Source organism: Luteimonas rhizosphaerae (assembly GCF_002849595.1).
Classification (GTDB): domain Bacteria; phylum Pseudomonadota; class Gammaproteobacteria; order Xanthomonadales; family Xanthomonadaceae; genus Luteimonas; species Luteimonas cellulosilyticus.
In genome coordinates this window covers 116,398-139,554 of record NZ_NRQR01000026.1, presented here as the reverse complement: position 1 = coordinate 139,554, position 23,157 = coordinate 116,398, and the positions used below count along the sequence as shown (strand labels likewise).

21 protein-coding genes are annotated in these 23,157 nt (G+C 72.3%); 12 read left to right on the top strand and 9 right to left on the bottom strand.

Features of this window, described 5'->3' with window-relative positions; genetic code table 11:
• Window positions 1–99: 99 nt before the first annotated feature.
• The gene (locus tag CJ022_RS14035; RefSeq protein ID WP_101927251.1) at window positions 100–3,252 is read left to right on the top strand and encodes a ligand-binding sensor domain-containing diguanylate cyclase; all 3,153 of its coding nucleotides are present in this window, start codon (window positions 100–102) and stop codon (window positions 3,250–3,252) included.
• Window positions 3,253–3,264: 12 nt separating this feature from the next.
• Here CJ022_RS14035 and CJ022_RS14030 read toward each other — a convergent pair whose 3' ends face one another.
• The gene (locus CJ022_RS14030; RefSeq protein WP_101927250.1) at window positions 3,265–4,497 is read right to left on the bottom strand and encodes a flavohemoglobin expression-modulating QEGLA motif protein; all 1,233 of its coding nucleotides are present in this window, start codon (window positions 4,495–4,497) and stop codon (window positions 3,265–3,267) included.
• 51 nt (window positions 4,498–4,548) lie between these two features.
• Window positions 4,549–5,709, bottom strand: coding sequence for a ribosome small subunit-dependent GTPase A (gene rsgA / locus CJ022_RS14025; protein WP_425490770.1), 1,161 nt, complete (start codon window positions 5,707–5,709; stop codon window positions 4,549–4,551).
• A gap of 272 nt (window positions 5,710–5,981) precedes the next feature.
• Here rsgA and CJ022_RS14020 point away from each other — a divergent pair, with 272 nt between their 5' ends.
• From CJ022_RS14020 to CJ022_RS14005, 4 genes are read left to right on the top strand one after another with little or no spacing between them, the layout of a single operon-like run.
• The gene (locus tag CJ022_RS14020) at window positions 5,982–7,253 is read left to right on the top strand and encodes an aminotransferase class I/II-fold pyridoxal phosphate-dependent enzyme (protein ID WP_101927249.1); all 1,272 of its coding nucleotides are present in this window, start codon (window positions 5,982–5,984) and stop codon (window positions 7,251–7,253) included.
• Window positions 7,250–7,864 (top strand): SGNH/GDSL hydrolase family protein, encoded by a 615-nt coding sequence (locus tag CJ022_RS14015; RefSeq protein WP_101927248.1) that lies wholly within the window; start codon window positions 7,250–7,252, stop codon window positions 7,862–7,864. The genes CJ022_RS14020 and CJ022_RS14015 overlap by 4 nt, the downstream gene beginning before the upstream one ends.
• Window positions 7,861–8,568, top strand: a complete 708-nt coding sequence (locus CJ022_RS14010) for a class I SAM-dependent methyltransferase (RefSeq protein WP_101927247.1) — start codon at window positions 7,861–7,863, stop codon at window positions 8,566–8,568. Before CJ022_RS14015 ends, CJ022_RS14010 begins: the two co-directional genes overlap by 4 nt.
• Complete coding sequence (locus tag CJ022_RS14005) at window positions 8,565–9,104, top strand: hypothetical protein (protein ID WP_101927246.1); 540 nt, start codon at window positions 8,565–8,567, stop codon at window positions 9,102–9,104. The genes CJ022_RS14010 and CJ022_RS14005 overlap by 4 nt, the downstream gene beginning before the upstream one ends.
• Window positions 9,105–9,348: 244 nt before the next feature.
• Here CJ022_RS14005 and CJ022_RS14000 read toward each other — a convergent pair whose 3' ends face one another.
• Window positions 9,349–10,158 (bottom strand): polysaccharide deacetylase family protein, encoded by an 810-nt coding sequence (locus CJ022_RS14000; protein WP_425490769.1) that lies wholly within the window; start codon window positions 10,156–10,158, stop codon window positions 9,349–9,351.
• Between the two features lie 88 nt (window positions 10,159–10,246).
• On the opposite strand from CJ022_RS14000, the gene grxD reads away from it, so the two are divergent.
• The gene (grxD, locus tag CJ022_RS13995) at window positions 10,247–11,176 is read left to right on the top strand and encodes a Grx4 family monothiol glutaredoxin (protein ID WP_101927556.1); all 930 of its coding nucleotides are present in this window, start codon (window positions 10,247–10,249) and stop codon (window positions 11,174–11,176) included.
• Window positions 11,177–11,338: 162 nt separating this feature from the next.
• Here grxD and CJ022_RS13990 read toward each other — a convergent pair whose 3' ends face one another.
• Window positions 11,339–11,881 carry a DUF924 family protein gene (locus CJ022_RS13990; RefSeq protein ID WP_101927245.1) on the bottom strand — a complete coding sequence of 181 codons (543 nt, stop codon included), beginning with the start codon at window positions 11,879–11,881 and terminating at the stop codon, window positions 11,339–11,341.
• Between the two features lie 118 nt (window positions 11,882–11,999).
• Here CJ022_RS13990 and CJ022_RS13985 point away from each other — a divergent pair, with 118 nt between their 5' ends.
• Entirely contained in the window at window positions 12,000–12,419 is a 420-nt protein-coding gene (locus CJ022_RS13985) for a hypothetical protein (RefSeq protein WP_101927244.1), read from the top strand.
• 248 nt (window positions 12,420–12,667) lie between these two features.
• On the opposite strand, the gene CJ022_RS13980 is transcribed toward CJ022_RS13985, so the two are convergent.
• Window positions 12,668–13,444: an AMP nucleosidase gene (locus tag CJ022_RS13980; protein WP_101927243.1), complete on the bottom strand. Its 777-nt coding sequence runs from the start codon at window positions 13,442–13,444 to the stop codon at window positions 12,668–12,670.
• Between the two features lie 122 nt (window positions 13,445–13,566).
• On the opposite strand from CJ022_RS13980, the gene CJ022_RS13975 reads away from it, so the two are divergent.
• Both CJ022_RS13975 and CJ022_RS13970 read left to right on the top strand, forming a co-directional pair.
• Complete coding sequence (locus CJ022_RS13975) at window positions 13,567–14,943, top strand: amidohydrolase (protein WP_101927242.1); 1,377 nt, start codon at window positions 13,567–13,569, stop codon at window positions 14,941–14,943.
• A complete protein-coding gene (locus tag CJ022_RS13970; RefSeq protein WP_101927241.1) occupies window positions 14,940–16,241 on the top strand; it encodes an amidohydrolase family protein in 1,302 nt (433 codons plus the stop codon). Before CJ022_RS13975 ends, CJ022_RS13970 begins: the two co-directional genes overlap by 4 nt.
• A gap of 315 nt (window positions 16,242–16,556) precedes the next feature.
• Here the strand turns inward: CJ022_RS13970 and mnmG are convergent, their stop codons facing one another.
• On the bottom strand, window positions 16,557–18,410 hold the full coding sequence (gene mnmG / locus CJ022_RS13965) for a tRNA uridine-5-carboxymethylaminomethyl(34) synthesis enzyme MnmG (protein WP_101927240.1): 1,854 nt from the start codon (window positions 18,408–18,410) through the stop codon (window positions 16,557–16,559).
• A 378-nt stretch (window positions 18,411–18,788) separates the two neighbouring features.
• Window positions 18,789–19,520: a chromosomal replication initiator protein DnaA gene (locus tag CJ022_RS13960; RefSeq protein ID WP_101927239.1), complete on the bottom strand. Its 732-nt coding sequence runs from the start codon at window positions 19,518–19,520 to the stop codon at window positions 18,789–18,791.
• A gap of 120 nt (window positions 19,521–19,640) precedes the next feature.
• On the opposite strand from CJ022_RS13960, the gene CJ022_RS13955 reads away from it, so the two are divergent.
• Genes CJ022_RS13955 through CJ022_RS13945 form a run of 3 tightly spaced genes read left to right on the top strand, consistent with a single transcriptional unit; the run spans window position 19,641 to window position 21,706 of the window.
• Window positions 19,641–20,624 carry a threonine ammonia-lyase gene (locus CJ022_RS13955; protein ID WP_101927238.1) on the top strand — a complete coding sequence of 328 codons (984 nt, stop codon included), beginning with the start codon at window positions 19,641–19,643 and terminating at the stop codon, window positions 20,622–20,624.
• A gap of 37 nt (window positions 20,625–20,661) precedes the next feature.
• On the top strand, window positions 20,662–21,273 hold the full coding sequence (locus CJ022_RS13950; RefSeq protein ID WP_101927237.1) for a YdcF family protein: 612 nt from the start codon (window positions 20,662–20,664) through the stop codon (window positions 21,271–21,273).
• 13 nt (window positions 21,274–21,286) lie between these two features.
• Complete coding sequence (locus CJ022_RS13945) at window positions 21,287–21,706, top strand: ketosteroid isomerase-related protein (protein WP_101927236.1); 420 nt, start codon at window positions 21,287–21,289, stop codon at window positions 21,704–21,706.
• Window positions 21,707–21,727: 21 nt separating this feature from the next.
• Here CJ022_RS13945 and CJ022_RS13940 read toward each other — a convergent pair whose 3' ends face one another.
• The gene (locus tag CJ022_RS13940) at window positions 21,728–22,339 is read right to left on the bottom strand and encodes a hypothetical protein (RefSeq protein ID WP_143703994.1); all 612 of its coding nucleotides are present in this window, start codon (window positions 22,337–22,339) and stop codon (window positions 21,728–21,730) included.
• A 71-nt stretch (window positions 22,340–22,410) separates the two neighbouring features.
• Entirely contained in the window at window positions 22,411–23,061 is a 651-nt protein-coding gene (locus CJ022_RS13935; RefSeq protein ID WP_425490783.1) for a YitT family protein, read from the bottom strand.
• Between the last annotated feature and the right edge of the window lie 96 nt (window positions 23,062–23,157).

The window sequence follows — 23,157 nt, the reverse complement described above, 5'->3', positions numbered from 1 at the left end:
ATCGACGACGCCGCCACCCCCGGCGCGTGCGGGCACAATGCCGGACAGGGGACAGCGCGTGGGGAAGCCGCCGGGGTGGGAGTGACCAGATCGCCAGCAATGCCGCACGCGACCGCAGGCCGGTCGCGTGCCGGCGTGCGTGCGCGGCTGGCGACGGGACTCCGCGGGCTGGGCGTCGTCGCGGCGCTGGCACTGGCGCCGCCCGGCCTCGCGCAGACCGGCGACGCCGGGCCGCCGCTGAGCCTGGAGATGTACGACCTCGACGAGGGCCTGTCGCAGCTGACGGTCTCGGCGATGGCCAGCGACGACCAGGGGTTCCTGTGGGTCGCGACCCAGGACGGTCTCAACCGCTTCGACGGCCACCGCTTCGAGGCCTACCGCAACGACCCGGCGCCCGACGGCCGTGGCAACGGCCTGGTCAGCAGCAGCATCGACAGCGTGACGTTCGAATCGGCGCGCACCCGGCTGTGGCTGGGCACCAACGACGCCGGGCTGGAAGTCGTGCATCTGCCGACGTGGGAGCACCGCCGCCTCGGCACCGCGCAGGGCCTGTCGCACGTGCGGGTGATGCAACTGCTGCTGGATCCCGCCGGCGGCGCGTGGATCGGGACCGAACGGGGCGTCGACCACGTCGATGCCGAGGTCACCGCCGCGCGCACCATCGGCGCCAGCGACCCGGTGGTCGGACTGGCGTGGTCGGCGGCGCTGGGCCGGCCGGTGGCGCTGGACCATGCCTGCCGGCTGTGGCGCGTGGATGCCGATGCGCTGGTGCCGCTGCCCGGTCCGCAGGATGCGCGCCACTGTGTCGCGCTGGAGGTCGGCCCCGAAGGCATGTGGGCGGCGTCGGCCGATGGCGGCCTGCACGTGCTGACGCATGCGGGCCGCCAGCGCCGCGTCTGGGCGCCGGCCGCGCTCGGCGCCGGCGACAGCGCGCCGAGTGCGCTGCTGCGGCTCGACGACGGTCGCGTGCTGGTCGGGTTCGTCGACGGGCGCGTGGTGCAGCTGCCGCGCGGCGGCCAGCGGACGCGCGCGCTGCGTTTCGACCGGCCGCTGCGCAGCGCGGTCACGCGCTTCCACCAGAACGGCAGCGGCGCGTGGTGGATCGGCACCTACACCTCGGGCCTGTACCGGGTGCGCCCGCTGTCGTCGGTGATCCGCCACGACGGCGCCGGCCTCGGCGACATGGCCGACTGGCCCAGCCACAGCATCCGCACCCTGTGGCGGGGCGACGGGCGCACCCTGGTCGGCACCGACAGTGGCCTGCGGGTCCGCGAGACGCCCGGCGGCGCCTGGCGCGAACTCCCCGCATTCGCCGGCCATTCGATCCGCGCGATCCGCGCGGCGCCCGACGGCAGCTGGTGGGTCGGTGCGGTCGGCGGCCTGTGGCGGCTGCACGCGGACGGCCGCGTGACCGCGATCGACGGCCTGCCCGACCCGCGCATCGACGACCTGCTGGTCGACGGCGACACGCTGTGGATCGCGACCCGCAGCGGCCTGCTGCGCCATGCGGGCGGGCGCCTGGTCGACGACCCGCGGGTCGCCGCGCTGCGCGGCCAGTTCGTCAGCACGCTGGCGCGCGACCGCGACGGCAGCCTGTTGGTCGGCAGCAATGCGCTCGGCCTGTGGCGCCTGCACGGCGACACGTTCGCGCGCGTGCAGCCGGGCGGCGACGGCCTGCACCGGTCGATCTGGGCGATCCACGGCGACGCGGACGCGCTGTGGGTCGGCACGTTCTCCGCGGGCCTGTTCCGGATCGACCGCGCCACCGGTGCGTCGACCGTGCTGACCGACCGCGAGGGCCTGACCAACAACGTGATCTACCGGATCCTGCCCGACCCGCTGGGGCGGCTGTGGCTCAGCACCAACTACGGCCTCAGCGTCGTCGATCCGGCCAGCGGCATCTTCCAGAACCTGGGCCGCCGCGACGGCCTGCGCAACCAGGAATACAACAGCGGCGCGAGCTTCGTCGACGCGCGCGGCCGGCTCTACTTCGGCGGCACCGAAGGACTCGACGTCATCGATCCGCTGCAGCTGCCGCAGCGCAGCGCACCCGCGCACGCGGTGCTGACCAGCCTGCAGCTGCTGAGCCGGCAGAGCGATGCCGATGCCCGGCAGTCGACCGGCCGGGACATCGTCTACGCGCGCGGCATCACCCTCGACAGCGAGGACAGCGTGTTCACCATCGGCATGACCGCGATCGACTTCCTCGCCCCGGCCGCGGCCCAGCTGCGCTACCGCGTCGACGGGCTGCACAGCGGCTGGATCTATCCGCACGAGGCGCGCACCGAAGTGTCGATCAACCATCTGCCGGCCGGCCGCTACCAGCTGGAAGTCCAGGCCGCCGGCCGCGACGGGCAGTTCGGCGGGTCGCGCGTGCTGACCATCGACATGCCGCCGCCGTGGTGGCGGCACCCGCTGGCCTACGCGGCCTACGTGCTGCTGGCGCTGCTGCTAGTCGCGCTGTTCGTGCATCGCACCCGGCGCGCGGTGCGCCGCGAACGCGAGCACGTCGACCTGCTGCACCGCACCGTCGCCGAGCGTACCGCGCAGCTCGAGCAGGCCAACCGCCAGCTGCTCGACAGCAACACGCAGCTGGACGCGGCGACGCGGCTGGATCCGCTGACCCACGTCGCCAACCGGCGCGAGCTGCAGGACTGGCTGGGACGCGAATCGGTCCGCGTGCTGGCGCGCCTCGACAGCGGCGCGGCGACCGACACGCTGTGCTTCTTCATGGTCGACATCGACTCGTTCAAGCGCGTCAACGACAGCCACGGCCACCAGGCCGGCGACGCGGTGCTGGTGCAGTTCGCCGCGCGCCTGCGCGGGCTGTGTCGCGACGGCGACCTGCTGGTGCGCTGGGGCGGCGAGGAATTCCTGCTGGTCACGCGCCTGGCCGATGCCGACGCGGCGGCGGGCGTGGCCGAGCGCGTGCGCCGGGTGGTCGCCGACGAGGCCGTCGTGCTGCCGCATGGCGCGATCGTGCCGTTGACGTGCTCGATCGGTTTCGCGCCGTGGCCGTTCTCGACCACGTGGCCGACCCTCGGCGACTGGCAGCAGACCAGCGCGCTCGCCGACCGCTGCCTGTACGCGGCGAAGGCCGCCGGCCGCAACGCGTGGATCGGCCTGGCGCCGGGACCGGCCGTCGACCGCACCGCGTTGCAGGCGCTGCTCGCCGGCGCCGATCCGGCGACCCTGGGCGACGGCGTGCGGATCCTGCATTCGACGCCGGACGTGCCGCGCTTCACCCGCTGACGCCGGGACGCGCTACAGCCGGTCGATGCGGATCCGGTTGGCGAACAGCGAGAACGCCAGCATCCCCGCGAGGCCGCCCGCATGCGCCAGCCACGGCGGCAGCCAGCGCGGCGCGGCCAGCACGCCGGCGGCGAACAGCGGCTCGAACCGCACCACGTCGTCGAGCGTCATCTTGCCGGCGAACAGCTGCCGGCACTGCGGCAGCCGCTGCTGCGCCAGCGCCTGGCGGAAGAAGGTGTGCACCGCGATCAGCCCGCGCAGGTACACCGCGTCCTTGGTGAAGGCGTGGCCGCCGCCCAGTGGCGCGCCGCGGAAGACCCGCTGCGCGGAGGCGAAACTCTCGGTCGCCGATTGCCCGGCGCTGTGGAAATAGTCGAACACCTCGAGGAAATCGGCGCCGTCGAGCGCGCGCGCGATCGCCTCGATGCGCAGGCTGATGCGCTGCATGCGCGCGATGTCGATGCTGCCGGTCAGCTGCTCGGCCAGCACCGCCAGGCCTTCCTGGGTGCCGGTCGTGCGCGGCGACGCCATCGCCAGGCTCGGCAGCACGGTCTGCTCGCGGCCGTTGAGGGCGGTCAGCGAATGCACGAAGGCCTCGTGCTGCAGCAGCTGGGCGCGATCGAAGACCGAATAGCGCGCGTCGGCGCGCAGCCGCAGCCGGTACGCGCCGGCGGCGGCCTTGGCGATCATGTCGGCATCGAGCTCGACCGCGATGACGCGTGCGCCGAAGTACGTATCCAGGTCGCCCTGCAGCTGCGCCTGCAGCGTCGGCGCATCGATCGACACCTGCCCCGCCTCGGTGCGCAGGCCGGGATCGAGTTCGTCGGCGATGTGGATGAAATGCCGGGCCGCGTCGCAGGTCGTCAGCGTGCCGCCGGGCAGCGGCGCATCGGGCCGTCCGTACAGCGCGATCGCGTGCGCGGTGACCGCGCCGGTGCCGAGCGCTTCGAGCAGCTGCGCGGCGATGTCCCAGTCACGGGTCGATTCGACCAGATAGGCGCCGAGCGGATGCGCGGGGTCGGCCTCGGCCGCGATCGCGGCGAGCGCGCGCCGCGTGTCGCCGAAGTCGAGCGCGGGATAGACGACGACCGGCATCTCGCGGCGCCCGGCCGCATGCGCGGCGAGAAAGCGGTGCTGAGCGGCGGGCGGCCAGCTGGCGAGGCTCAGCAGCTTGATGCCGCGCGCGGCGGCGACCATCCGCGTATCGAGCGCGGCGTGGTGGGCGATGTCGTGGGTATCGGACATCGTCCGATTGGGCGGCGCGCGCCGCGCGTCGTCAAGCCGGATGCGGCGCGGTCATTCCTCGCGCGTCCAGTCGGTACCGCGCTTGGCGGGCTTGCCGGCCGGCCGCGCGCCGGACTTGTTCGCCGGCCGCGTTCCCGGGCCCTTGCCGACCGGCGCCTTGGCCTCGGCCTTGTGCGCCATGCGGTTGGCGAGCAGGCCGGCAGCGCCGGCGAGCTCGTCGCGCAGTTTCAGGTAGCTGCCCAGCCGCTGCGGCGCCAGCGTGTCGGCCGCGAGCGCCGCCTGCACCGCGCAGCCCGGCTCGGTGCCGTGCGTGCAGTCGCGGAACCGGCACTGCGCGGCGATCGCCTCGATGTCGGCGAAGCCGCCCTCGGCCAGGTCTTCCTCGCCGGTCGGCTTGAGCTCGCGCATGCCGGGCGTGTCGATCAGGCAGGCGCCCGACGGCAGCGGGATCAGCGCGCGGTGGGTCGTCGTGTGGCGGCCGCGGTCATCGGTCTCGCGCACCGCGGCGGTCTTCATGCGTTCGGTGCCGAGCAGGCTGTTGGTCAGCGTCGACTTGCCGGCGCCGGAACTGCCGACGAGGACCGCGGTCATGCCCGGCCCGAGCCAGCGGTGCAGGCCCTGCACGCTGTCGCGCTCGCGCGCATTGACCGGCACCACGGCGACGCCCAGGCCGGCGATCTCGGTCAGCGCGGCGACTGCGGCGGCGATGTCGGCCTCGGGCTTGTCGGCCTTGGTCAGCACGATGACCGGCGTGCCGCCGCCCTGCACCAGCAGCAGGTAGCGTTCGATGCGGCGCGGGTTGAAATCGGCGTCGAGCCCGCAGACCACCAGCACGGTGTCGATGTTGGCGGCGATCAGCTGCTGGCGGTAATGCTCGCCGGCGGCCGCACGCTTGATCGCGCTGCGCCGGGGCAGCATCGCGACGATGCGCTTGCCGTCCTCGATCAGCACCCAGTCGCCGACCGCGGCGCGGTCTTCGGGCGCCATCGTGCCCTTGCGGTAGCCGCTGCGGCGCAGCCATTCGGGCGGCGACTCCACGCTGCCGCCGCCGTCCGGACCGTCGGCGACGATGTAGCCGGAGCGGTGCTGCTCGATGACCCGGGCCGGGCGCGTGCCCGGATGCGCGGCCATGCAGTCGCCCCAGTCGCCGCTCGCCGACAGGCTGTCGAAGGGCCAGCCGATGGCGCGCAGCGCGGCGAGGTCGGCGCTCAAGTGGCGCCGCTGGCGGTGGCGGAAACGAGGGACGAAGCGATGGTCATGCGCGGATTCTAGGCCCTGGGCCGGCGGGCCGGTATCGGCGCGCCGGCGGTCGTGTTCCGCGGCGGCGCGCGGTCGTGCGACGCCCACGCCGCATCGGGACGCCAGGCGCCGGATCGTCGCGTCGCCCGTCGGCACGGATCGACCGCCCGCCATTCGTCGGCCCAACCCACGGGCGGCGGGCTTTTCCGCTAGCATCCGGCGCACTTCCGCCGCTGTTTCCCGCCATGTCCGCCCCGACCCTGAAGACCCGCGAACGCCTGACCGAAGTGCGCTACGAGATCCGCGGCGAACTCGCCCGGCGCGCACGCGAACTCGAGGCGCAGGGGCGCTCGCTGATCAAGCTCAACATCGGCAATCCCGGCGCGTTCGGCTTCCGCGCGCCGGAGCATCTGCAGCGCGCGATCGCCGACCACATCCACGACACCGACCCCTATACCCACCAGCAGGGCCTGCCGGTCGCGCGCGAGGCGATCGCCGCGCACCACGCCGCACGCGGCACGCCGCACGTCACGCCCGAACGCGTGTTCGTCGGCAACGGTGTCAGCGAACTGATCGACATCTCGCTGCGCGCGCTGCTCAATCCCGGCGACGAAGTGCTGGTGCCCTCGCCCGACTACCCGCTGTGGTCGGCGGCGACGATCCTCAACGACGGCCGCCCGGTGTTCTACCAGTGCAAGGCCGAGAATGGCTTCCTGCCGGATCCCGACGCGCTCGAGGCGCTGGTGTCGCCGCGCACGCGCGCCATCGTGCTGATCAACCCGAACAACCCGACCGGCGCGGTGTATCCGCGTGCGCTGCTCGAGCGCATCGTCGCGATCGCCGCCAAGCACGATCTGCTGCTGCTGTGCGACGAGATCTACGACAGCATCGTCTACGACGGCGCGGCGTTCGAGCCGATCGCGCCGCTCGCCGGCGACGTGCCCTGCGTGTCGTTCGGCGGCCTGTCGAAGGTGCATCGCGCCTGCGGCTGGCGCGTGGGCTGGGCGGTGCTGTCGGGCGATCCCGCGCGCAGCCACGAGTTCCGCAACGCGATGGACCTGCTCGGCGCGTTGCGGCTGTGCGCCAACGTGCCCGGTCAGTTCGCGATCGAGGCCGCACTGACCGGTGCCGACACGATCACCCCGCTGTGCCAGCCCGGCGGTCGCCTGTACGAGGCGCGGCGCGCGGTCATCGAGGCCTGCGCGGCCAGCCGTTACCTCGAACTCGATGCGCCGGGCGGCGCGCTGTACGCCTTCCCCGGCGTCGCCGCGGAATTCGCCACCGGCTTCGACGATCACGCGTTCGCACTCGAGCTGATGGAATCCGAAGGCGTGCTGGTGGTGCCCGGCAACAGCTTCAACGTGCCCTACCGCAACCGGTTCCGGGTGACGCTGCTGCCGCCGCCCGAGCAGCTGCGCGACGTGTTCGCGCGCATCGAGCGCGTGCTCGACCGCCACGTCGAAGCGACGGGCAAGGTCGTGCCGCTCGCCACGCGCCAGGCGCGCGCGGCGCGATGACGGCGGCGTACCTCGCGCTCGGCGACAGCTACACGATCGGCGAAGGCGTCGCGCCCGAGGACCGCTGGCCGGTCCGGCTGGCGGACGCGTTGCGCGATGCGGGCCTCGCGCTCGACGGGCCCGAGATCATCGCGACGACCGGCTGGACCACCGACGAACTCGACGCGGCGATCGACGCCGCCGCGCCACGCGGCCCCTATGCGCTCGTCAGCCTGCTGATCGGCGTGAACGACCAGTACCGCGGCCGCGACGTCGCGGCGTACGCCCCGGCGTTCACCGCGCTGCTGCAGCGCGCGATCGGCTTCGCCGGCGGCACTGCGTCGCGGGTGTTCGTGCTCGCGATTCCCGACTGGGGCGTGACCCCGTTCGGCGCGCACTCGGGGCGCGACATCGCGTCGATCGCGGCAGAACTCGACGCCTACAACGCGGCGGCCGCGGCGATCTGCGCCGCGCACGGCGTGGCCTTCGTCGACATCGCACCGGTCAGCCGCGCGCGCGGCGGCGAGGTCGAGATGCTCGCCGACGACGGCCTGCACCCGTCGGCCGCGCTGTATGCGCAATGGACGCGGCTGGCGCTGCCGGTCGTGCGCGGCTTATTGTCGCGCCCATGAATTCGACCACGACCGCGCCGCCCACCGCTCCGTTCGATCGCGACGCCGCCCGCGGCATCGCCCGCGCGTTCCTGCCGACGCATCCGCTGGGCAACCGCTACGACTACTACTACACGCTGACCAAGCTGCGCACAGACCCGCTGTACCCGGGCGTGCTCGACGCCCTGCGACCGACCTCGGCGCCGGTGCTCGACCTGGGGTGCGGCCTGGGCCTGCTGGCGCACGCGCTGCAGGCCGACGGCCAGCGGCTGGCGTATTACGGCGTCGACATCGACGCGGCGAAGATCAAACGCGGGCGCGAGGTCGCCGCGCGCAGCGGTCTGCGCGGCACGCGCTTCGACGTCGTCGATCTCGCCAACGGCTCGCCCGACCACCAGGGCAGCGTCGCGATCCTCGACGTGCTGCAGTACCTCTCGCACGACAAGCAGCGGGCGCTGCTCGACACGGTGATCGCGATGCTGACGCCCGGTGCGCGGCTGGTGATCCGCAGCGGCCTGGCCGACGACTCCTCGCGCAGCCGCACCACGCGCGTGACCGACCGGCTGGCGAACCTCGTCGGCTGGATGCAGGAACGCGCGAAGTGCTATCCCACCGCCGACGGCCTGCGTGCGCAGCTCGAAGGCGCGGGCCTGGCGACGACGATCCGGCCGCTGTACGGGGACACGCCGTTCAACAACTGGCTGATCGTCGGCACGCGCGCGTGACCACGCTCCACGCCGCGCCCGACGCGCCGCTGCTCGCCCTCGACGACCCGGCCTGGACCACGCTGCAGTGCGCGCAGGGCGATGCGCGCGCGATCCCCGCACTGCTCGCCCAGCTCGACACCGCGCCGCCGGAAGACCACTGGCAGAGCGAACCGTGGCAGTCGCTGTGGCTGGCGCTGTGCCAGGAGGGCACGATCCACAGCGCGTCGTTCGCGGCGGTGCCGCACATCGTCGACGCGCTGGCCGCCGCGCCCGAGCGCGCCGCGCTGAGCCATTTCGTGCTGCCGGCCAGCATCGAGCTCGCGCGCGCGGCGCAGGCGGTCGAGGTGCCCGACGCCGTCGTCGAGGGTTACGTCACCGCACTGTCGCGACTGCCGCTGCTCGCCGGCCTGGTGGCATCGCCGGACTGGAACGAGGCGCTGTGCACCGCCGCACTGGCCGCGACCGCCGCCGCGACCGGCCAGCACGCGATCGCCGAACTGCTGCTGGAAGCCGACGACGTGCAGGCCGTGCTGGCGTGGTTGCGCACGGGTTGAGCGGCGTGCGGGGCTGAGGTCCGTTCGCCCCTGTGCATCGCATTGGGTACCTGCGGAATCCGCCCACGCCTGCAGGCGCGGGCTTGCGCGCGATGCGTTTGGCGCCCTGCAAGTGCTGTCGCACAGCGAATGTGTCGGGATTCGAGATCGGCCTTCTGTCGCGCGCAAGCGCGCTCCCGCACAAGCAGTTCTGTCGCAACTGACCATCGCGGCGACGCGTCGTCGCCCCGCCCCCTGTGGCACCTCAGCCCGCGCCGCGTTCCCTCTCCGGAACGACCCCGCGCAATCCCGCCGCGCGCATCCGCTGCAGCACGCCGTCGACCATCTCGACATTGCGTCCGTGCGTCGCGCCCTCGTGCAGCAGCACGATCGCACCGGGCGCCAGGTCGGCGGCGATCCGGGCGACGACCTTGTCGACATCAGGCTCGACCGCGTCGAAACCACGCGCGCTCCAGCCGACCCGGGCGAGCCCCGCATCGCGCAGCGGCGCGTGCACGAAGGGATTGGTGTGGCCGACGACCGAGCGGAACCAGCGCGGCGCGACGCCGGCGATGCCGGTCAGCGCGCGCTGGCAGTCGAGGATCTCGCGGCGCATGCGCCGCGGACCGAGCGCCCAGAACAGCGCCTGCGGATGGGTCTGGCTGTGGTTGCCGATGCCATGGCCGCGCCGCAGGATCTCGCGCACCAGGCCGGGCCGCGCCTGCGCACGCGCGCCGACGAGGAAGAACGTCGCCTTGGCCTCGTGCGCATCCAGCAGGTCGAGCAGCGCCGGGGTGTCGTCCGAGGGGCCGTCGTCGATGGTCAGCCAGACCTCGGGCGCGTCGCCGGGCAGCCGCGTCAGCACCGGGCCGTAGAGCCGCGCCGACGGCGCCAGCACGCCCCACAGGCACAGCGCATGGCTGGCCAGCAGCAACGGCAGGCCGATCGCCCCGCCCAGCCGCCACCAGACCAGCGCGACCGCGACCTGGGAGAGCAGCAGCAGGGGCAGCCACAGCTGCGGATGACGGGGCGGACGGTGCGGCGACATGCCGCGCATGATGCCATCCGGCGCCACCCGCACCGCAGCGTTGCGGGCGCGCCCGGGCTTGCATCCGGGGCGCCGCGTTACCATGTCGGACTGCCCGCACACCGGAACCGCTGCCATGTCCCTCGATCCCGCTCTCCGCACCCGCATCGACACCCTGTTGCAGGGCAACCGCGCCGTGCTGTTCATGAAGGGCTCGCCGGCGACGCCGCAGTGCGGCTTCTCGGCCAAGGCCGTGTCCGCGCTCGATGCGCTGGGCGTCGACTACGCGACCGTCAACGTGCTCGAGGACGGCGAGATCCGCGAAGGCATCAAGGCCTACGGCGACTGGCCGACGATCCCGCAGCTGTACGTCGACGGCGAACTGCTCGGCGGCAGCGACATCATCGAGCAGATGTCGGGCAGCGGCGAGCTGCACACCGTATTCGGCCTGCAGGCGCCCGACCGCACGCCGCCGTCGATCACGATCACCGCGGCCGCGCGCGAGACGATCGCCAAGGCCGTCGCCGATGCCGGTGGCGACTACGTGCTGCAGATCGACATCGACCGCAACTTCCGCACCCGCCTGCAACTGGCGCCGCGCAATGCGAACGCCGTCATCGCCGACGCCGACGGCGTGCCGGTGCAGTTCGACCTCGCCGGCGCACGCCGCGCGGACGGCCTGACGATCGACTTCGCCGACGACATCCGCGGTCGCGGCCTGGTCATCGACAACCCCAACGCGCCGAAGCCGGTGCAGGAGATGAGCCCCGCCGATGCCGACGACCAGCTCGCGGCCGGCACGCTGACCCTGGTCGACGTGCGCCCGCCGGACGAGCGCGCCATCGCATCGGTCGCGCGCCCGTTCGAGGTGCTCGACGGCGACGGCATGCAGCGCCTGCAGGCGCTGCCCAAGGACACGCCGCTGGCGTTCCTGTGCCACACCGGCGTGCGCAGCCAGCAGGCCGCCGAGCATTTCCGCAACGAAGGCTTCACCCGCGTGTTCAACGTCACCGGCGGCATCGCCGCGTGGAGCGACAGCGTCGACGGCGGCGTGCCGACGTACTGAGCCACGGCCCGTCGCGCATGAAGAAGGAGGCCCTCGGGTCTCCTTTTTTTTTGGGCCATCGGCAGGCGATGCCGCGCGGCGCGCTTTCGAGCGGGCGGCCCGGCGACACGGCGCATCGATGCGCTCCCCCGGTGGCGCACGCGCCTGCCGGCGATGGACGGCCTAGAACCCGCCGCCCGCATCGAGCCAGTCCTGCTCCTCGACGCTGCTGCGACGGCCCAGCGCGCGGTTGCGGTGGGGGAAGCGGCCGAACCGCGCGATGACATCGAGATGCGCCTGCGCGTACTGGCTGTATTCCGTATTGCCCAGCGCCTCGAACAGCGCGACCGCGCGGTGTTGGTCGTCCATCGATTCCGCATGTTCGAAGGGCAGGTAGACGAAGGCGCGCAGGTCGGCATCGACCTCGCGATCGCGTCCCGCATCGACGACATCGCGCGCGTGCAGCAACGCCAGCGCATCGGTCGCGAACGCATGCGCGGTGTCGCGGAAGATGTTGCGCGGAATCTGGTCCAGCAGGATCAGCAACGCGACCGCGCCATCCGGCGTGTCGCGCCAGGCATCGAGCTCCCGGCGCGCGGCGGCGAAGTGCGCATCGCGCAGGCGCACGTCGCAGGCGCGATCGAAGGCGTCGCCGCCGTTGAACCATTTCTGCGGGCCGGCGTCGCGCCAGAAACCGATGACATCGTGTGCGGTGATGGTGTCCATGCCGCGAGGATACCGGCGCCACGTCGCGAGCGTCACCGCGCCCGCCGCCACGGCATCGCGCCCGATCGCCGGCGCTATACTCGCGCGCTGCCTTCCTGCCCGCCTCCCGGAGATCGCCATGCTGCGTCGCACGACCCGTCTGCTTCCCGTCCTCGCGCTGTTCGCCACGCTGGCGGTCGCCGGCTGCAAGGCCGGTCCCGAGGACCGCACCCTGCTGGAAGCGCCGGTGGTCGGCGATCTCTACGCGGCGCAGCTCAGCGAGTTTTCGGATTACGGCTTCACCGACGAAAGCGGCAAGGACCTCGCGCCGGCCTACGGCCTGATGCGCGTCACCGCGGTCGACGAGGCCAACGTCGTCGTCATCACCGAGAACGCCGCGTCGGGCGAGCAGGCCGTCTCCCGCCAGGACATCGCCGGCGACATGGCGAACATCGAGTTCGACGACAGCGAGCAGATCGAGATCGCCCGCACGGACCTGGTCCAGGCCTGGGACGACAAGCTGATCTACGCGGTCAAGCGCCCCGCCGCGGCGAACTGATCCGCACGGTCCGTGTCACAGGAAAAGCCCGGCGCCTGCCGGGCTTCTTCGTTGGTCCGCCCTCGCATCTCTTTCGCGGCACACGCGCCTGTAGGAGCGCGCTCGCGCGCGACAGGCCCTCACCGGCCGTGCGTCCACGCGCACGTCGGACACGCACAGGCGCTCGGCATCTCTGCGAATCCTGTCGCGCGCGAACGCGTCTCTTACAGGTCGCAGACGATCAGGTTGCCGCTGATTGCGCCGCGCGCCTATTCGTCGAAGCGCAGGTGCCGCACCGACTTGCCGTGGCGGCGGATCAGCTTCAGCGCCTCGATGCCGATGGTGATGTGGCGCTCGACGAACTCGGCGCTGACGCGCGCGTCGGAGGCCTCGGTCTTGACGCCTTCGGGAATCATCGGCTGGTCGCTGACCAGCAGCAGCGCGCCGGCTGGAATGCGGTTGGCGAAGCCGGCGGCGAAGATCGTCGCGGTCTCCATGTCCACGCCCATGCAGCGCATCTGCCGCAGCCGGTCCTTGAAGGCCTCGTCGTGTTCCCAGACCCGGCGGTTGGTCGTGTAGACGGTGCCGGTCCAGTAGTCGTGGCCGAGGTCGCGGATCATCGTTGACACCGCCCGCTGCAACGCGAACGCCGGCAGCGCGGGCACTTCCGGCAACAGGTAGTCGTTCGACGTGCCCTCGCCGCGGATCGCCGCGATCGGCAGCACCAGATCGCCGAGCTGGTTCTTGCGCTTGAGCCCGCCGCACTTGCCGAGGAACAGCACCGCCTTCGGGCCGATCGCCGACAGCAGGTCCATCATCGTCGCGGCATTGGGGCTGCCCATGCCGAAGTTGATCATCGTGATGCCGTCGACCGTCGCACTCGGCATCGGCCGGTCGAGGCCGACGACCTCGGCGCCGGTCAGGCGGCTGAAGTGGCCGAGATAGCCGCCGAAGTTGGTCAGCAGGATGTGTTCGCCGAACCGGTCGAGCGGCACGCCGGTGTAGCGCGGCAGCCAGTTCTCGACGATCTGCTCCTTCTCCTTCATCGTCGCTCGCGTCCTTCTCGTGTGGTGCACGCATTCTGTCACGGAGGCCGCCGCGCGCCGGTCCGCGCCTGGGCGCGGCAGGTACACTCGACGCGTTTCTTCATGTTCCCGGGGAGTCGTCGATGTACCGACCGTTGACCGCCGCACTGGCGGCCGCCGTGCTGGCCGCGTGCGCGCATACCGCTTCAACCGACCGCCCGGCGACCGCCGGCGGCACGTCCGACCGCGCCCTGTACGCGAGCACCTACGTGCCGATCGCGGCGCCGCCGGTGCTGATCCAGAACGCGACGGTGCTGGTCGGCGACGGCCAGCGGCTCGAGGCCGGCGACGTGCTGCTGCAGGACGGCAGGATCGTCGCGGTCGGCCGCGATCTGGCCGTGCCCGCCGATGCGCAGCGCGTCGACGGCACCGGCAAGTGGGTCACGCCCGGCATCATCGACGTGCACTCGCATCTCGGCGTGTACCCCAGCCCCGGCGCACGCGCGCACAGCGACGGCAACGAGGCGACCGCGCCGATCACCGCGCAGGTCTGGGCGGAACATTCGGTGTGGCCGCAGGACCCGGGCTTCGGCGCGGCACTCGCCGGCGGCATCACCTCGCTGCAGATCCTGCCCGGCTCGGCCAACCTCGTCGGCGGTCGCGGCGTGACCCTGAAGAACGTCGCGGCGACGACGGTGCAGGACATGAAATTCCCCGGCGCGCCCTACGGCCTGAAGATGGCCTGCGGCGAGAATCCGAAACGCGTCTACGGCCAGAAGGGCGGGCCGGCGACGCGCATGGGCAACGTCGCCGGCTACCGCGCGGCGCTGATCGACGCGGCCGAATACCGCACCAAGCAGGCCGGCGAATCGCCCGGCAAGCGCGACCTCAAGCTCGAGTCGCTGGCCGAGGTCATGGACGGCGACATCCTCGTCCACATCCACTGCTACCGCGCCGACGAGATGGCGCAGATGCTGGATCTGGCGCGCGAGTTCGACTTCCGCGTCACCGCGTTCCATCACGGCGTCGAGGCCTACAAGATCGCCGACCAGCTGGCGGCCGAAGGCGTCTGCGGCGCGCTGTGGGCCGACTGGTGGGGCTTCAAGATGGAGGCCTTCGACGGCATCCAGGAGAACATCGCCATCGTCGACCGCGCGCCCGGTGGCTGCGCGATCGTGCATTCCGATTCCGACGAGGGCATCCAGCGGCTCAACCAGGAAGCGGCCAAGGTCATCGCGAACGCGCGCCGCGTCGGCATCGAGATCGCACCCGAACACGCGATCCGCTGGCTGACCGAGAACGCCGCGAAATCGCTCGGCGTCGAGGACGAGACCGGCACCCTGACCGCCGGCAAGATGGGCGACGTGGTGCTGTGGAACGGCGACCCGTTCACCGTCTACGCGCTGGCCGAACAGGTCTGGATCGACGGCGCGCACGTCTACGACCGCTTCGATCCGGCGCGTCAGCCGGTCTCGGATTTCATGCTCGGCCAGGGCGCTGCCGCGGGAGGTGCGCGATGAACCGCCGGGATGCGCGCCTCGCGCGCCTGCTGCTCGCCGGCGTCGCCGCCTGCGCGAGCGTGGCGGTGTCCGCGCAGGACCTGCTGATCCGCAACGCGACCGTGCACACCGCGACCGCGCAGGGCACGCTAGAAGGCACCGACGTGCTGGTGCGCGGCGGCCGCATCGCCGCGATCGGGCGCGGGCTGGCGGCCGACGGCGTGCAGAGCGTCGACGCCGCGGGTCGGCCGCTGACGCCGACGCTGTTCGGCGGCGTGACCGGCATCGGCATCGAGGAAGTCTCGGGCGAAAGCGGCACGCGCGACGACCGCCTGACGCTCGGCGAAGCCAGCGACATGGCGGTGCGCCCCGAGTTCGACGTGACCCAGGCCTACAACCCGGACTCGATCGTGCTGCCGGTCGCGACCGTCGAGGGCATCGGCTTCACCCTGCTGTCGGCGGGCAGCGCGAGTTCGATCATCGGCGGCCAGGGCGCGGTGATGCGGCTCGACGGCAGCGTCGATCCGGCCGGGCCGAAGGTGCTGCATCTCGCGCTGGGCGCGGCGGGCGCGGCGCAGAGCGGCGAATCGCGCGCGGCGCAATGGATGCTGCTCGACCAGCTCATCGACGAAGCCCGCGGCCGCCTGCCGGCGGACTCGCACGTCGCCGCGCTGACGCCCGCGGGCCGCCGTGCGCTGGTGCGCTATCTCGACGGCGACGGCGTCATCGTCGTCGGCGTCAATCGCGCCGCCGACATCCGCCAGCTGCTGCGGTGGTCGAAGCGCCACGACCTGCGCATCGCGATCCGCGGCGGCGCCGAGGCGTGGAAGCTCGCGCCCGAACTCGCCGCCGCGCGGGTGCCGGTGTTCGTCGATCCGCTGGTGAACCTGCCGTCGGACTTCGACCAGCTCGGCGCGACCCTGCAGAACGCCGCACGCCTGCAGGCGGCCGGTGTGCAGGTTGCGTTCGCACAGGCCAGCGACGCCTCGCACAACGCGCGCAAGCTCCGCCAGCTCGCCGGCAACGCGGTCGCCAACGGCCTGCCGTGGGATGCCGGTCTCGCCGGCCTGACGCGCGTGCCGGCCGAAGTGCTGGGCGTGGATGCGCGCCTGGGCAGCATCGCCGTCGGCAAGGCCGCCGACCTGGTGCTGTGGACCGGCGATCCGCTCGACGTCGCCCACACCGCGGTGCAGACCTGGTTCGACGGCCGCGCGATCCCGATGCGTTCGCGCCAGACCGAACTGCGCGATCGCTACCTGCACCCGGCGACGCCGGCAGCGCAGGGCGGCCTGCCGCGCGCCTACCCGGTCGCGCGCTGACGCACGACGACGACGCGGCACCGGCCGCGTCGTCGATCGATGGATCCAGGGGCCGCCATGTGCGGCCCTTTTTTTTGCGCGGCCGCGAGCGACACGTGAGGCGGCCGCAATACCCGAGCAGCCGGCGCTGCGCACGTCGCCGCGGGACCTGCCATCACACGTCCGATGACGTCGCCGCGCCCGAGGCCGTGACTGCGCACGAGGCGAGCGCGGACACCGCTGTTGCATACGCGCGGACGGAACGCGGGACACGACGAGTCACGGGAATGCCGCCTGCGCAGCAGGCTCGCCACGCGCGCCGACGGGCACGCGGTCCTACGCCACGCGCGTGCGGCGATCGCGCTCCAGATGCACCAGCAGCAGCGAGATCGCCGCCGGCGTCATGCCGGGAATCCGCTGCGCCTGGCCGATGCGCTGCGGCCGCACGGCCTGGAGCTTCTGCTGCACTTCCATCGACAGCCCGCGCACGCCGGCGTAGTCGAATCCGTCGGGAATCGCCGTGTCCTCGTGGCGCTGCTGGCGTGCGATCTCGACGCGCTGGCGCTCGAGATACCCGGAATAGGTCGCTTCGATCTCGACCTGCTCGGCGACCTCGGCGTCGTCGACGGGCGGGCCGAACGCCGCGACCGTCATCAGCGTCGCGTAATCGAGTTCCGGTCGGCGCAGCAGATCGAGACCGCTGCTCTCGCGACGCAACTCGATGCCGAGCGTGGCGACGGCATCGCGTCCGGTCGCGTTCTGCGGCGAGGCCCACAGGCTGCCGAGACGCGCGGTCTCGCGCTCGAGCGCGTCGCGCTTGGCATCGAACCGCGCCATGCGCGCGTCGTCGACGATTCCGAGTTCGCGCCCCGTGGCGGTGAGCCGCAGGTCGGCGTTGTCCTCGCGCAACTGCAGCCGGTATTCGGCGCGGCTGGTGAACATGCGGTAGGGCTCTTTTGTGCCGTGCGTGATCAGGTCGTCGATCAGCACGCCGATGTAGGCCTGGTCGCGGCGCGGCGTCCAGGCCTCGAGTCCGCGCACCCGGCGCGCCGCATTGAGGCCGGCGATCAGGCCCTGCGCCGCCGCTTCCTCGTAGCCCGTCGTGCCGTTGATCTGGCCGGCGAAGAACAGGCCGGCAACGGCCTTGGTCTCCAGCGAAGGCCGCAGGCCGCGCGGATCGAAGAAGTCGTACTCGATCGCGTAGCCGGCGCGGGTGATGTGCGCGCGCTCGAAGCCGACGATGCTGCGCACCAGCGCGAGCTGCACGTCCTCGGCGACATCCAGGCCCTCGGGCTCGACGAAGATCTGGTGGCTGGCCTTCTCGGCAAAGCGCACGACCTTGTCCTCGATCGACGGACAGTAGCGCGGGCCGATGCCTTCGATCTGGCCCGAGTACATCGGCGACCGGTGCAGGGCGCCGCGGATGATCTCGTGCGTGCGCTCGGTGGTGTGGGTGATCCAGCACGGCACCTGGCGCGGATGCGCGTCGCGGCTGCCCATGAAGGAGAACACCGGGCACGGATCGTCGCCAGGCTGCTCGACCATCGCCGCGTAATCCAGCGTGCGGCCGTCGATGCGCGGCGGCGTGCCGGTCTTGAGCCGGTCGACGACGAAGGGTCGTTCGCGCAGCTTCGTCGCCAGCGTCGTCGCCGGCGGATCGCCGGCGCGGCCACCGGCGGACTGGGTCTCGCCGACATGGATCCGACCGCCGAGGAAGGTGCCGGCGGTGAGCACCACGCAGGGCGCATCGAAGCGCAGCCCGGTCTGGGTCAGCACGCCCCGCACGGCATCGCCCTCGATGACGAGGTCGTCGACCGCGGACTGGAAGATCGTCAGGTTCGGCTGCGCTTCCACCGCGCGCCGCACGTAGGCGCGGTAGAGGTTGCGGTCGGCCTGGCAGCGCGTCGCGCGCACCGCCGGCCCCTTCGACGCGTTGAGCCGGCGCCACTGGATGCCCGCGGCATCGGCCGCGTGTGCCATCACGCCGCCCAGCGCGTCGATCTCGCGCACCAGATGGCCCTTGCCGATGCCGCCGATCGCCGGGTTGCAGCTCATCACGCCGATGGTCTCGACGTTGTGGGTCAGCAGCAGCGTGCGTGCGCCGGCCCGCGCGGACGCGAGTGCGGCCTCGGTGCCGGCATGGCCGCCGCCGACGACGATGACATCGCAGGTGTGGAAGTCGGTGCTCATGCACGAATTATCCGCGAGATCGGGACGCGCGATGCGCGACGGGCCAGAGTTGGCACACTTTCTGCGTGCGCTGTATGCCGCACCCGGGGTGGCAGGCGTTCGCAAGGGGGAACGCGGCCGGAGATTGGAACAGGGCTGGCCATGCACAGCCCGGGGAAGCGCGGGGCCGGATGTCGGGGGACATCCGGCCCCATTTTTTTGGCTCCCCGCGGACCCTGGAGGTCCTGGAGGAGCCGACGCCCGGCAGGGGCGGAACAGGGGGGATCCGGTGTTCCCCCGCCGGGAGTCGACAACTGCATGTCCGGTTTACGGCGAAAAGCGACGCATCCGGTCACGTGGGGCAAGAGTGGCCCGGGAATCTGGACCGCGCAAGTCCTATCAGCGCTCCACTTGCCGACGTGTGACCGGCTGCCGCATTTCGCGTGGCGAGGTGCGCGGCGCACTCTGCCGCGGCGCCGGTGCGGGCGCCTGGACCTGCGGGCGCGGCGGCGGCCGTTGGGTGACGCCCTCCGGTCGGCCGCTGCCGGCCGGACGCGTCGGGCGGCCCGGCCGCTGGCCATCGGGACGCTGCCCGTCGGGACGCCCATTCCAGCCACCCGGTCGGCCCGGACGATCGGGACGCCCACTGTCGGGCCGGTCCGGACGGCCATCCCAGCCAGGGCGACCCGGACGGCCACCTTCGGGACGATCCGGACGACCGCCCTCCCAGCCCGGGCGACCGGGACGGCCGCTGTGCGGGCGATCGGGACGATGGTCCGGGCGGCCATGGCCGTGCGGCGGCCGATGGCCACCGGGACGCCCCGGATACACCGGCACCGGCCGGATCACGACCGGCGGCCGGTAATACCCGCCGCCCCAGTAGCCGTAGGGCGCACGGTTCCAGCCGCCGTAATACGGATTGCCGAAGCCGGCGCCGCCGTACCAGCCGCTGCCACGACCGTAGCCCAGGCTGCCGTAAGGGGCGCGGTAACTGCCGTAGGGGGCGCCGTAGCTGCGGTACACCGTGCTGGGGCTGCCGTAGTAGTAATCGCCGCTGCCGCCGCGGTAGCCGTAACTCGCACAGCCCACCATGGCGAGGCATGCGACGAGGATCATTGCGTTGCGGAACATGGCGTTCGCCCCCGAGTCAGGACGACCAGCTTCCGCCCAAGGCATTGAATCCGCCCTTAATTTTCCGTTCTTTGCCGCCCGCTTCATGAATGCCGCGCGCCGCTCGGCTAGGCTTGCGCGATGAATACGCCGCCCGCTCTTCCCGTGTTCGCCGATGTGCTGGCCGCTGCCGCACGCATCGCGCCGCATGCCCATGTCACGCCGGTGCTGCGCGCGCGTTCGCTCGATGCGCTGGCCGGCTGCACCCTGCACTTCAAGGCGGAGCATCTGCAGCGGAGCGGCGCGTTCAAGTTCCGCGGCGCTTCCAATGCCGTGTGGTCGCTCGATGCCGCCGAGGCCGCGTGCGGTGTGGTCACGCATTCGTCCGGCAATCACGGCGCGGCGCTGGCGCTGGCGGCCCGCCTGCGCGGCATCGTCTGCCACGTCGTCGCACCGGAAGGTGCGGTCGCGACCAAGCTCGCCGCGATCGCCGCGAACGGCGCCGTGCTGCATCGCTGCGCGCCGTCGATGGCGGCGCGCGAAGCGGCCTGCGCCGATGTCCAGGCACGCACCGGTGCGACGCTGGTGCACCCGTTCACCGATCCTCGCGTCATCGCCGGCCAGGGCACGGCCGCGCTGGAACTGCTGCACGCGGCGGGCTCGCTCGATGCCCTGGTGGTCCCCGTCGGCGGCGGCGGCCTCGCGGCCGGCAGCGCACTGGCGCTGGCCGGCGTGGCGCCGCAGACGCGACTGGTGCTGGCCGAACCGGCGGGCGCCGACGACACGTTGCGGTCGCTGCGCGCCGGCGCCCGGGTCGAGGACCTAGTGCCCGACACCGTCTGCGACGGCCTGCGCGGCCTGCTCGGCCAACCGAACTTCGACATTCTCGCCGGCCACGGCGGCGACGGCCGCGCCCCGCCTGTCGACGTGATCGCAGTCGACGACGACAATGCCGTCGCCGCGATGCGACGCCTGCTGGTGCACGCCAAGCAGATCGTCGAACCGTCGTCGGCGATCGCATTGGCCGCGGTGCTCGCCCATCCCGCCCGGTTCGCCGGGCAGCGGGTCGGCGTGCTGCTGACCGGGGGCAATGTCGATCCCGACCGGCTGCCCTGGCTGCACTGATCGCCGCTCCGCCTTTCCGCTCGACGAGTCCGACCCGATGCCACATCCGCGCAAGCCCGGCTTCCGCCCGTTCCGCTTCTTCGTGCGGCTGCTGCTGCTGTGCGTGCTGTGGCTGGCGGGCGTGGCCGCCTGGATCGTCTACGTCGGCAACCGCGACGAGGCCGGGACGGCGGACGCGATCGTCGTGCTCGGCGCGGCCGCCTACGACGCGGTGCCGTCACCGGTGTTCGAAGCGCGCATCGAACACGGCCTGGACCTGTTCCGCGCGGGACACGCGCCGACGCTAATCTTCACCGGCGGCTACGGCGGTGCCAGCGCGCGATTTTCCGAATCGCAGGTCGCCCGCCGGTATGCGCTGCGCCACAAGATTCCCGACGACGCCATCCTCATCGAATCGCGCTCGCGCACGACGGTCGAGAACCTGGTCGAGGCGCGCGCACTGATGCAGGAGCACGGCCTGCACCGCATCCTCATCGTCAGCGACCCGCTGCACATGGCGCGTGCGCTGCGCACCAGCCGCAAGCTGGGCATCGATGCGATCGGCTCGCCGACCCCGAGCACGCGCTTCCGCAGCTGGCGCACGCAGTCGGACTTCCTGCTGCGCGAGGTGTATTTCTTCCATCGCGATCTGTTCGGCCTGCCCGCCTGATCCGGAGTTCCCGATGCCGACTGCCACGCCCCACGCCGCCGCGCTCGATCTGATCCAGCGCTACTACGCCGCCTTCAACGCCGGCGATCGCGACGCGATGCTCGCGCTGCTGACCGACGACGTCGCCCACGACCTCAACCAGGGCGCGCGCGAGACCGGACGCGAGGCGTTCGTGCGCTTCATGCAGCGCATGGACCGCAGCTATCGCGAGCAACTGCGCGACATCGTCGTGCTGGCGGCGACCGACGGCACGTGCGCGGCGGCCGAGTACGTCGTGCACGGCGAATACCTCGCCGACGACGACGGCCTGCCGCCCGCGCACGGCCAGCGTTACGTACTGCCCGGCGGCGCGTTCTTCGCGCTCCGCGACGGCCGCATCGCGCGGGTCAGCAACTACTACAACCTCGAGGACTGGCTGCGGCAGGTCGGTTGAGCGCGGCAGGCGCCGCTCGACTCAGCCCGCCTGCCCGTCGGCCACCAGCGTCAGCCCTTCGTTGAGCAGCCAGCGCGTCGCCAGGACGCGCTCGGCCTGCGGCTGGTCCTTGAGCACGTCGACCATCTGCCGGAACGAGCGGCAGCGCGCCTGCCGGCTGGCGTCGTCGGTGCCGGTCGCGGTCATGCCGAGCATGAAACCGTCGTGCAGCAGGGTCGCCCGCACGGCCGCGGCGCGCAGGATCTGCTGGGCCACGGACGGCTCGTACTGCTGCGGCGCGCCCTGCAGGCCGCTGACCGCGACGTTGGTGAACGCGTTGGCGAAGCGGTCCTGGCTGGCCGCGCCGAGCCTGTCGACGGTGCGCTGGAAGGCGGCGACATCGCGACGCGCGTCGGGCTCGAACAGCGCGCACAGCGCGCGCGCTTCCGCGGGATCGCGCGAGGACTGCAGCACGGCCTGGAACAGCTCGTCGATGGCGGGCGCGGACGCGCGGCGCAGCACGTCGCCGCCGGTGGCCAGCACCGCGGCCGGGTCCAGCCGCGACAGGTCGATCTCGTAGCGCTGCGCCTGGGCAGGTGCGAGGGCCGTCGAGGCGGCCAGCGCCAGCAGGGAAACGGAGAGCAGCATGCGCATCGGCGCGTCCAGTGCGGGGGTCGGGCCGAGTCTAGGCAGCGCCGACTGAATCCCGCCAGCACCCGCCCGGCTCAGACCCCCATGTAGCGCCCGGGCCGGTGGTTGAACAGCAGCACCAGATTCAGCACCAGCACGCCGAGCGCGGAATACAGCACCTTCGACGGCGGCACCATCGTCAACGCGACCAGCATCAGCACGGCGTCGAAGCCCATCTGCAACTTGCCCGCACGCCAGCCGCGGCTCTGCTGGAGCCACACAACCACGATGCCGACGCCGCCCAGGCTCGCGCGGTGGCGGATGAAGGACAGCAGGCCCATGCCCACCAGCGCGCCGCCGAACACCGCCGAGAACAGCGGCGACGCCGCGTCGACCGAGGCCCAGCGCGGAATCATGTCCGCGACGACGCCGGTCACGCCGACCGCGAGGAAGGTCTTCAGGGTGAATTCCCAGCCCATCCGGCGCAGGGCGATCCAGTAGAACGGGAGGTTGATGAGCACGAACAGCAGGCCGAAGTTCCAGCCGCTGGCGTAATGCACCAATAGTGAGACGCCCGCGATGCCGCCGACCAGCAGGCCGCCGCTGGCGAGGATCGCCATGCCCAGCGCACTGACCAGGCTCGCCAGCACCAGGCCCTGCACGTCCTCGACCCGCGTGTGCCGCTGTGGCTTCGCCGCGGGCGCGGCCACGGCGACGGCCGCAGCGGCCGCACGGTCGTCGGGCAGGAGGTCGGAGGGCGAAACGGAATCGGACACGGACGCGGGCACCAGGATTGCTGCGTCGCAGCATACAGGCCGGCCGGTGATGCGCCGTGTGTGCCG

Excerpts from the sequence above, each read along its gene's own strand:
- CJ022_RS14035 (WP_101927251.1), top strand. The coding sequence starts at position 100 with ATGCCGCACGCGACCGCAGGCCGGTCGCGTGCCGGCGTGCGTGCGCGG.
- CJ022_RS14030 (WP_101927250.1), bottom strand. The coding sequence starts at position 4,497 with ATGTCCGATACCCACGACATCGCCCACCACGCCGCGCTCGATACGCGG.
- CJ022_RS14020 (WP_101927249.1), top strand. The coding sequence starts at position 5,982 with ATGTCCGCCCCGACCCTGAAGACCCGCGAACGCCTGACCGAAGTGCGC.
- CJ022_RS14015 (WP_101927248.1), top strand. The coding sequence starts at position 7,250 with ATGACGGCGGCGTACCTCGCGCTCGGCGACAGCTACACGATCGGCGAA.
- CJ022_RS14010 (WP_101927247.1), top strand. The coding sequence starts at position 7,861 with ATGAATTCGACCACGACCGCGCCGCCCACCGCTCCGTTCGATCGCGAC.
- grxD (WP_101927556.1), top strand. The coding sequence starts at position 10,247 with ATGTCCCTCGATCCCGCTCTCCGCACCCGCATCGACACCCTGTTGCAG.
- CJ022_RS13990 (WP_101927245.1), bottom strand. The coding sequence starts at position 11,881 with ATGGACACCATCACCGCACACGATGTCATCGGTTTCTGGCGCGACGCC.
- CJ022_RS13985 (WP_101927244.1), top strand. The coding sequence starts at position 12,000 with ATGCTGCGTCGCACGACCCGTCTGCTTCCCGTCCTCGCGCTGTTCGCC.
- CJ022_RS13980 (WP_101927243.1), bottom strand. The coding sequence starts at position 13,444 with ATGAAGGAGAAGGAGCAGATCGTCGAGAACTGGCTGCCGCGCTACACC.
- CJ022_RS13975 (WP_101927242.1), top strand. The coding sequence starts at position 13,567 with ATGTACCGACCGTTGACCGCCGCACTGGCGGCCGCCGTGCTGGCCGCG.
- CJ022_RS13970 (WP_101927241.1), top strand. The coding sequence starts at position 14,940 with ATGAACCGCCGGGATGCGCGCCTCGCGCGCCTGCTGCTCGCCGGCGTC.
- mnmG (WP_101927240.1), bottom strand. The coding sequence starts at position 18,410 with ATGAGCACCGACTTCCACACCTGCGATGTCATCGTCGTCGGCGGCGGC.
- CJ022_RS13960 (WP_101927239.1), bottom strand. The coding sequence starts at position 19,520 with ATGTTCCGCAACGCAATGATCCTCGTCGCATGCCTCGCCATGGTGGGC.
- CJ022_RS13955 (WP_101927238.1), top strand. The coding sequence starts at position 19,641 with ATGAATACGCCGCCCGCTCTTCCCGTGTTCGCCGATGTGCTGGCCGCT.
- CJ022_RS13950 (WP_101927237.1), top strand. The coding sequence starts at position 20,662 with ATGCCACATCCGCGCAAGCCCGGCTTCCGCCCGTTCCGCTTCTTCGTG.
- CJ022_RS13945 (WP_101927236.1), top strand. The coding sequence starts at position 21,287 with ATGCCGACTGCCACGCCCCACGCCGCCGCGCTCGATCTGATCCAGCGC.
- CJ022_RS13940 (WP_143703994.1), bottom strand. The coding sequence starts at position 22,339 with ATGCGCATGCTGCTCTCCGTTTCCCTGCTGGCGCTGGCCGCCTCGACG.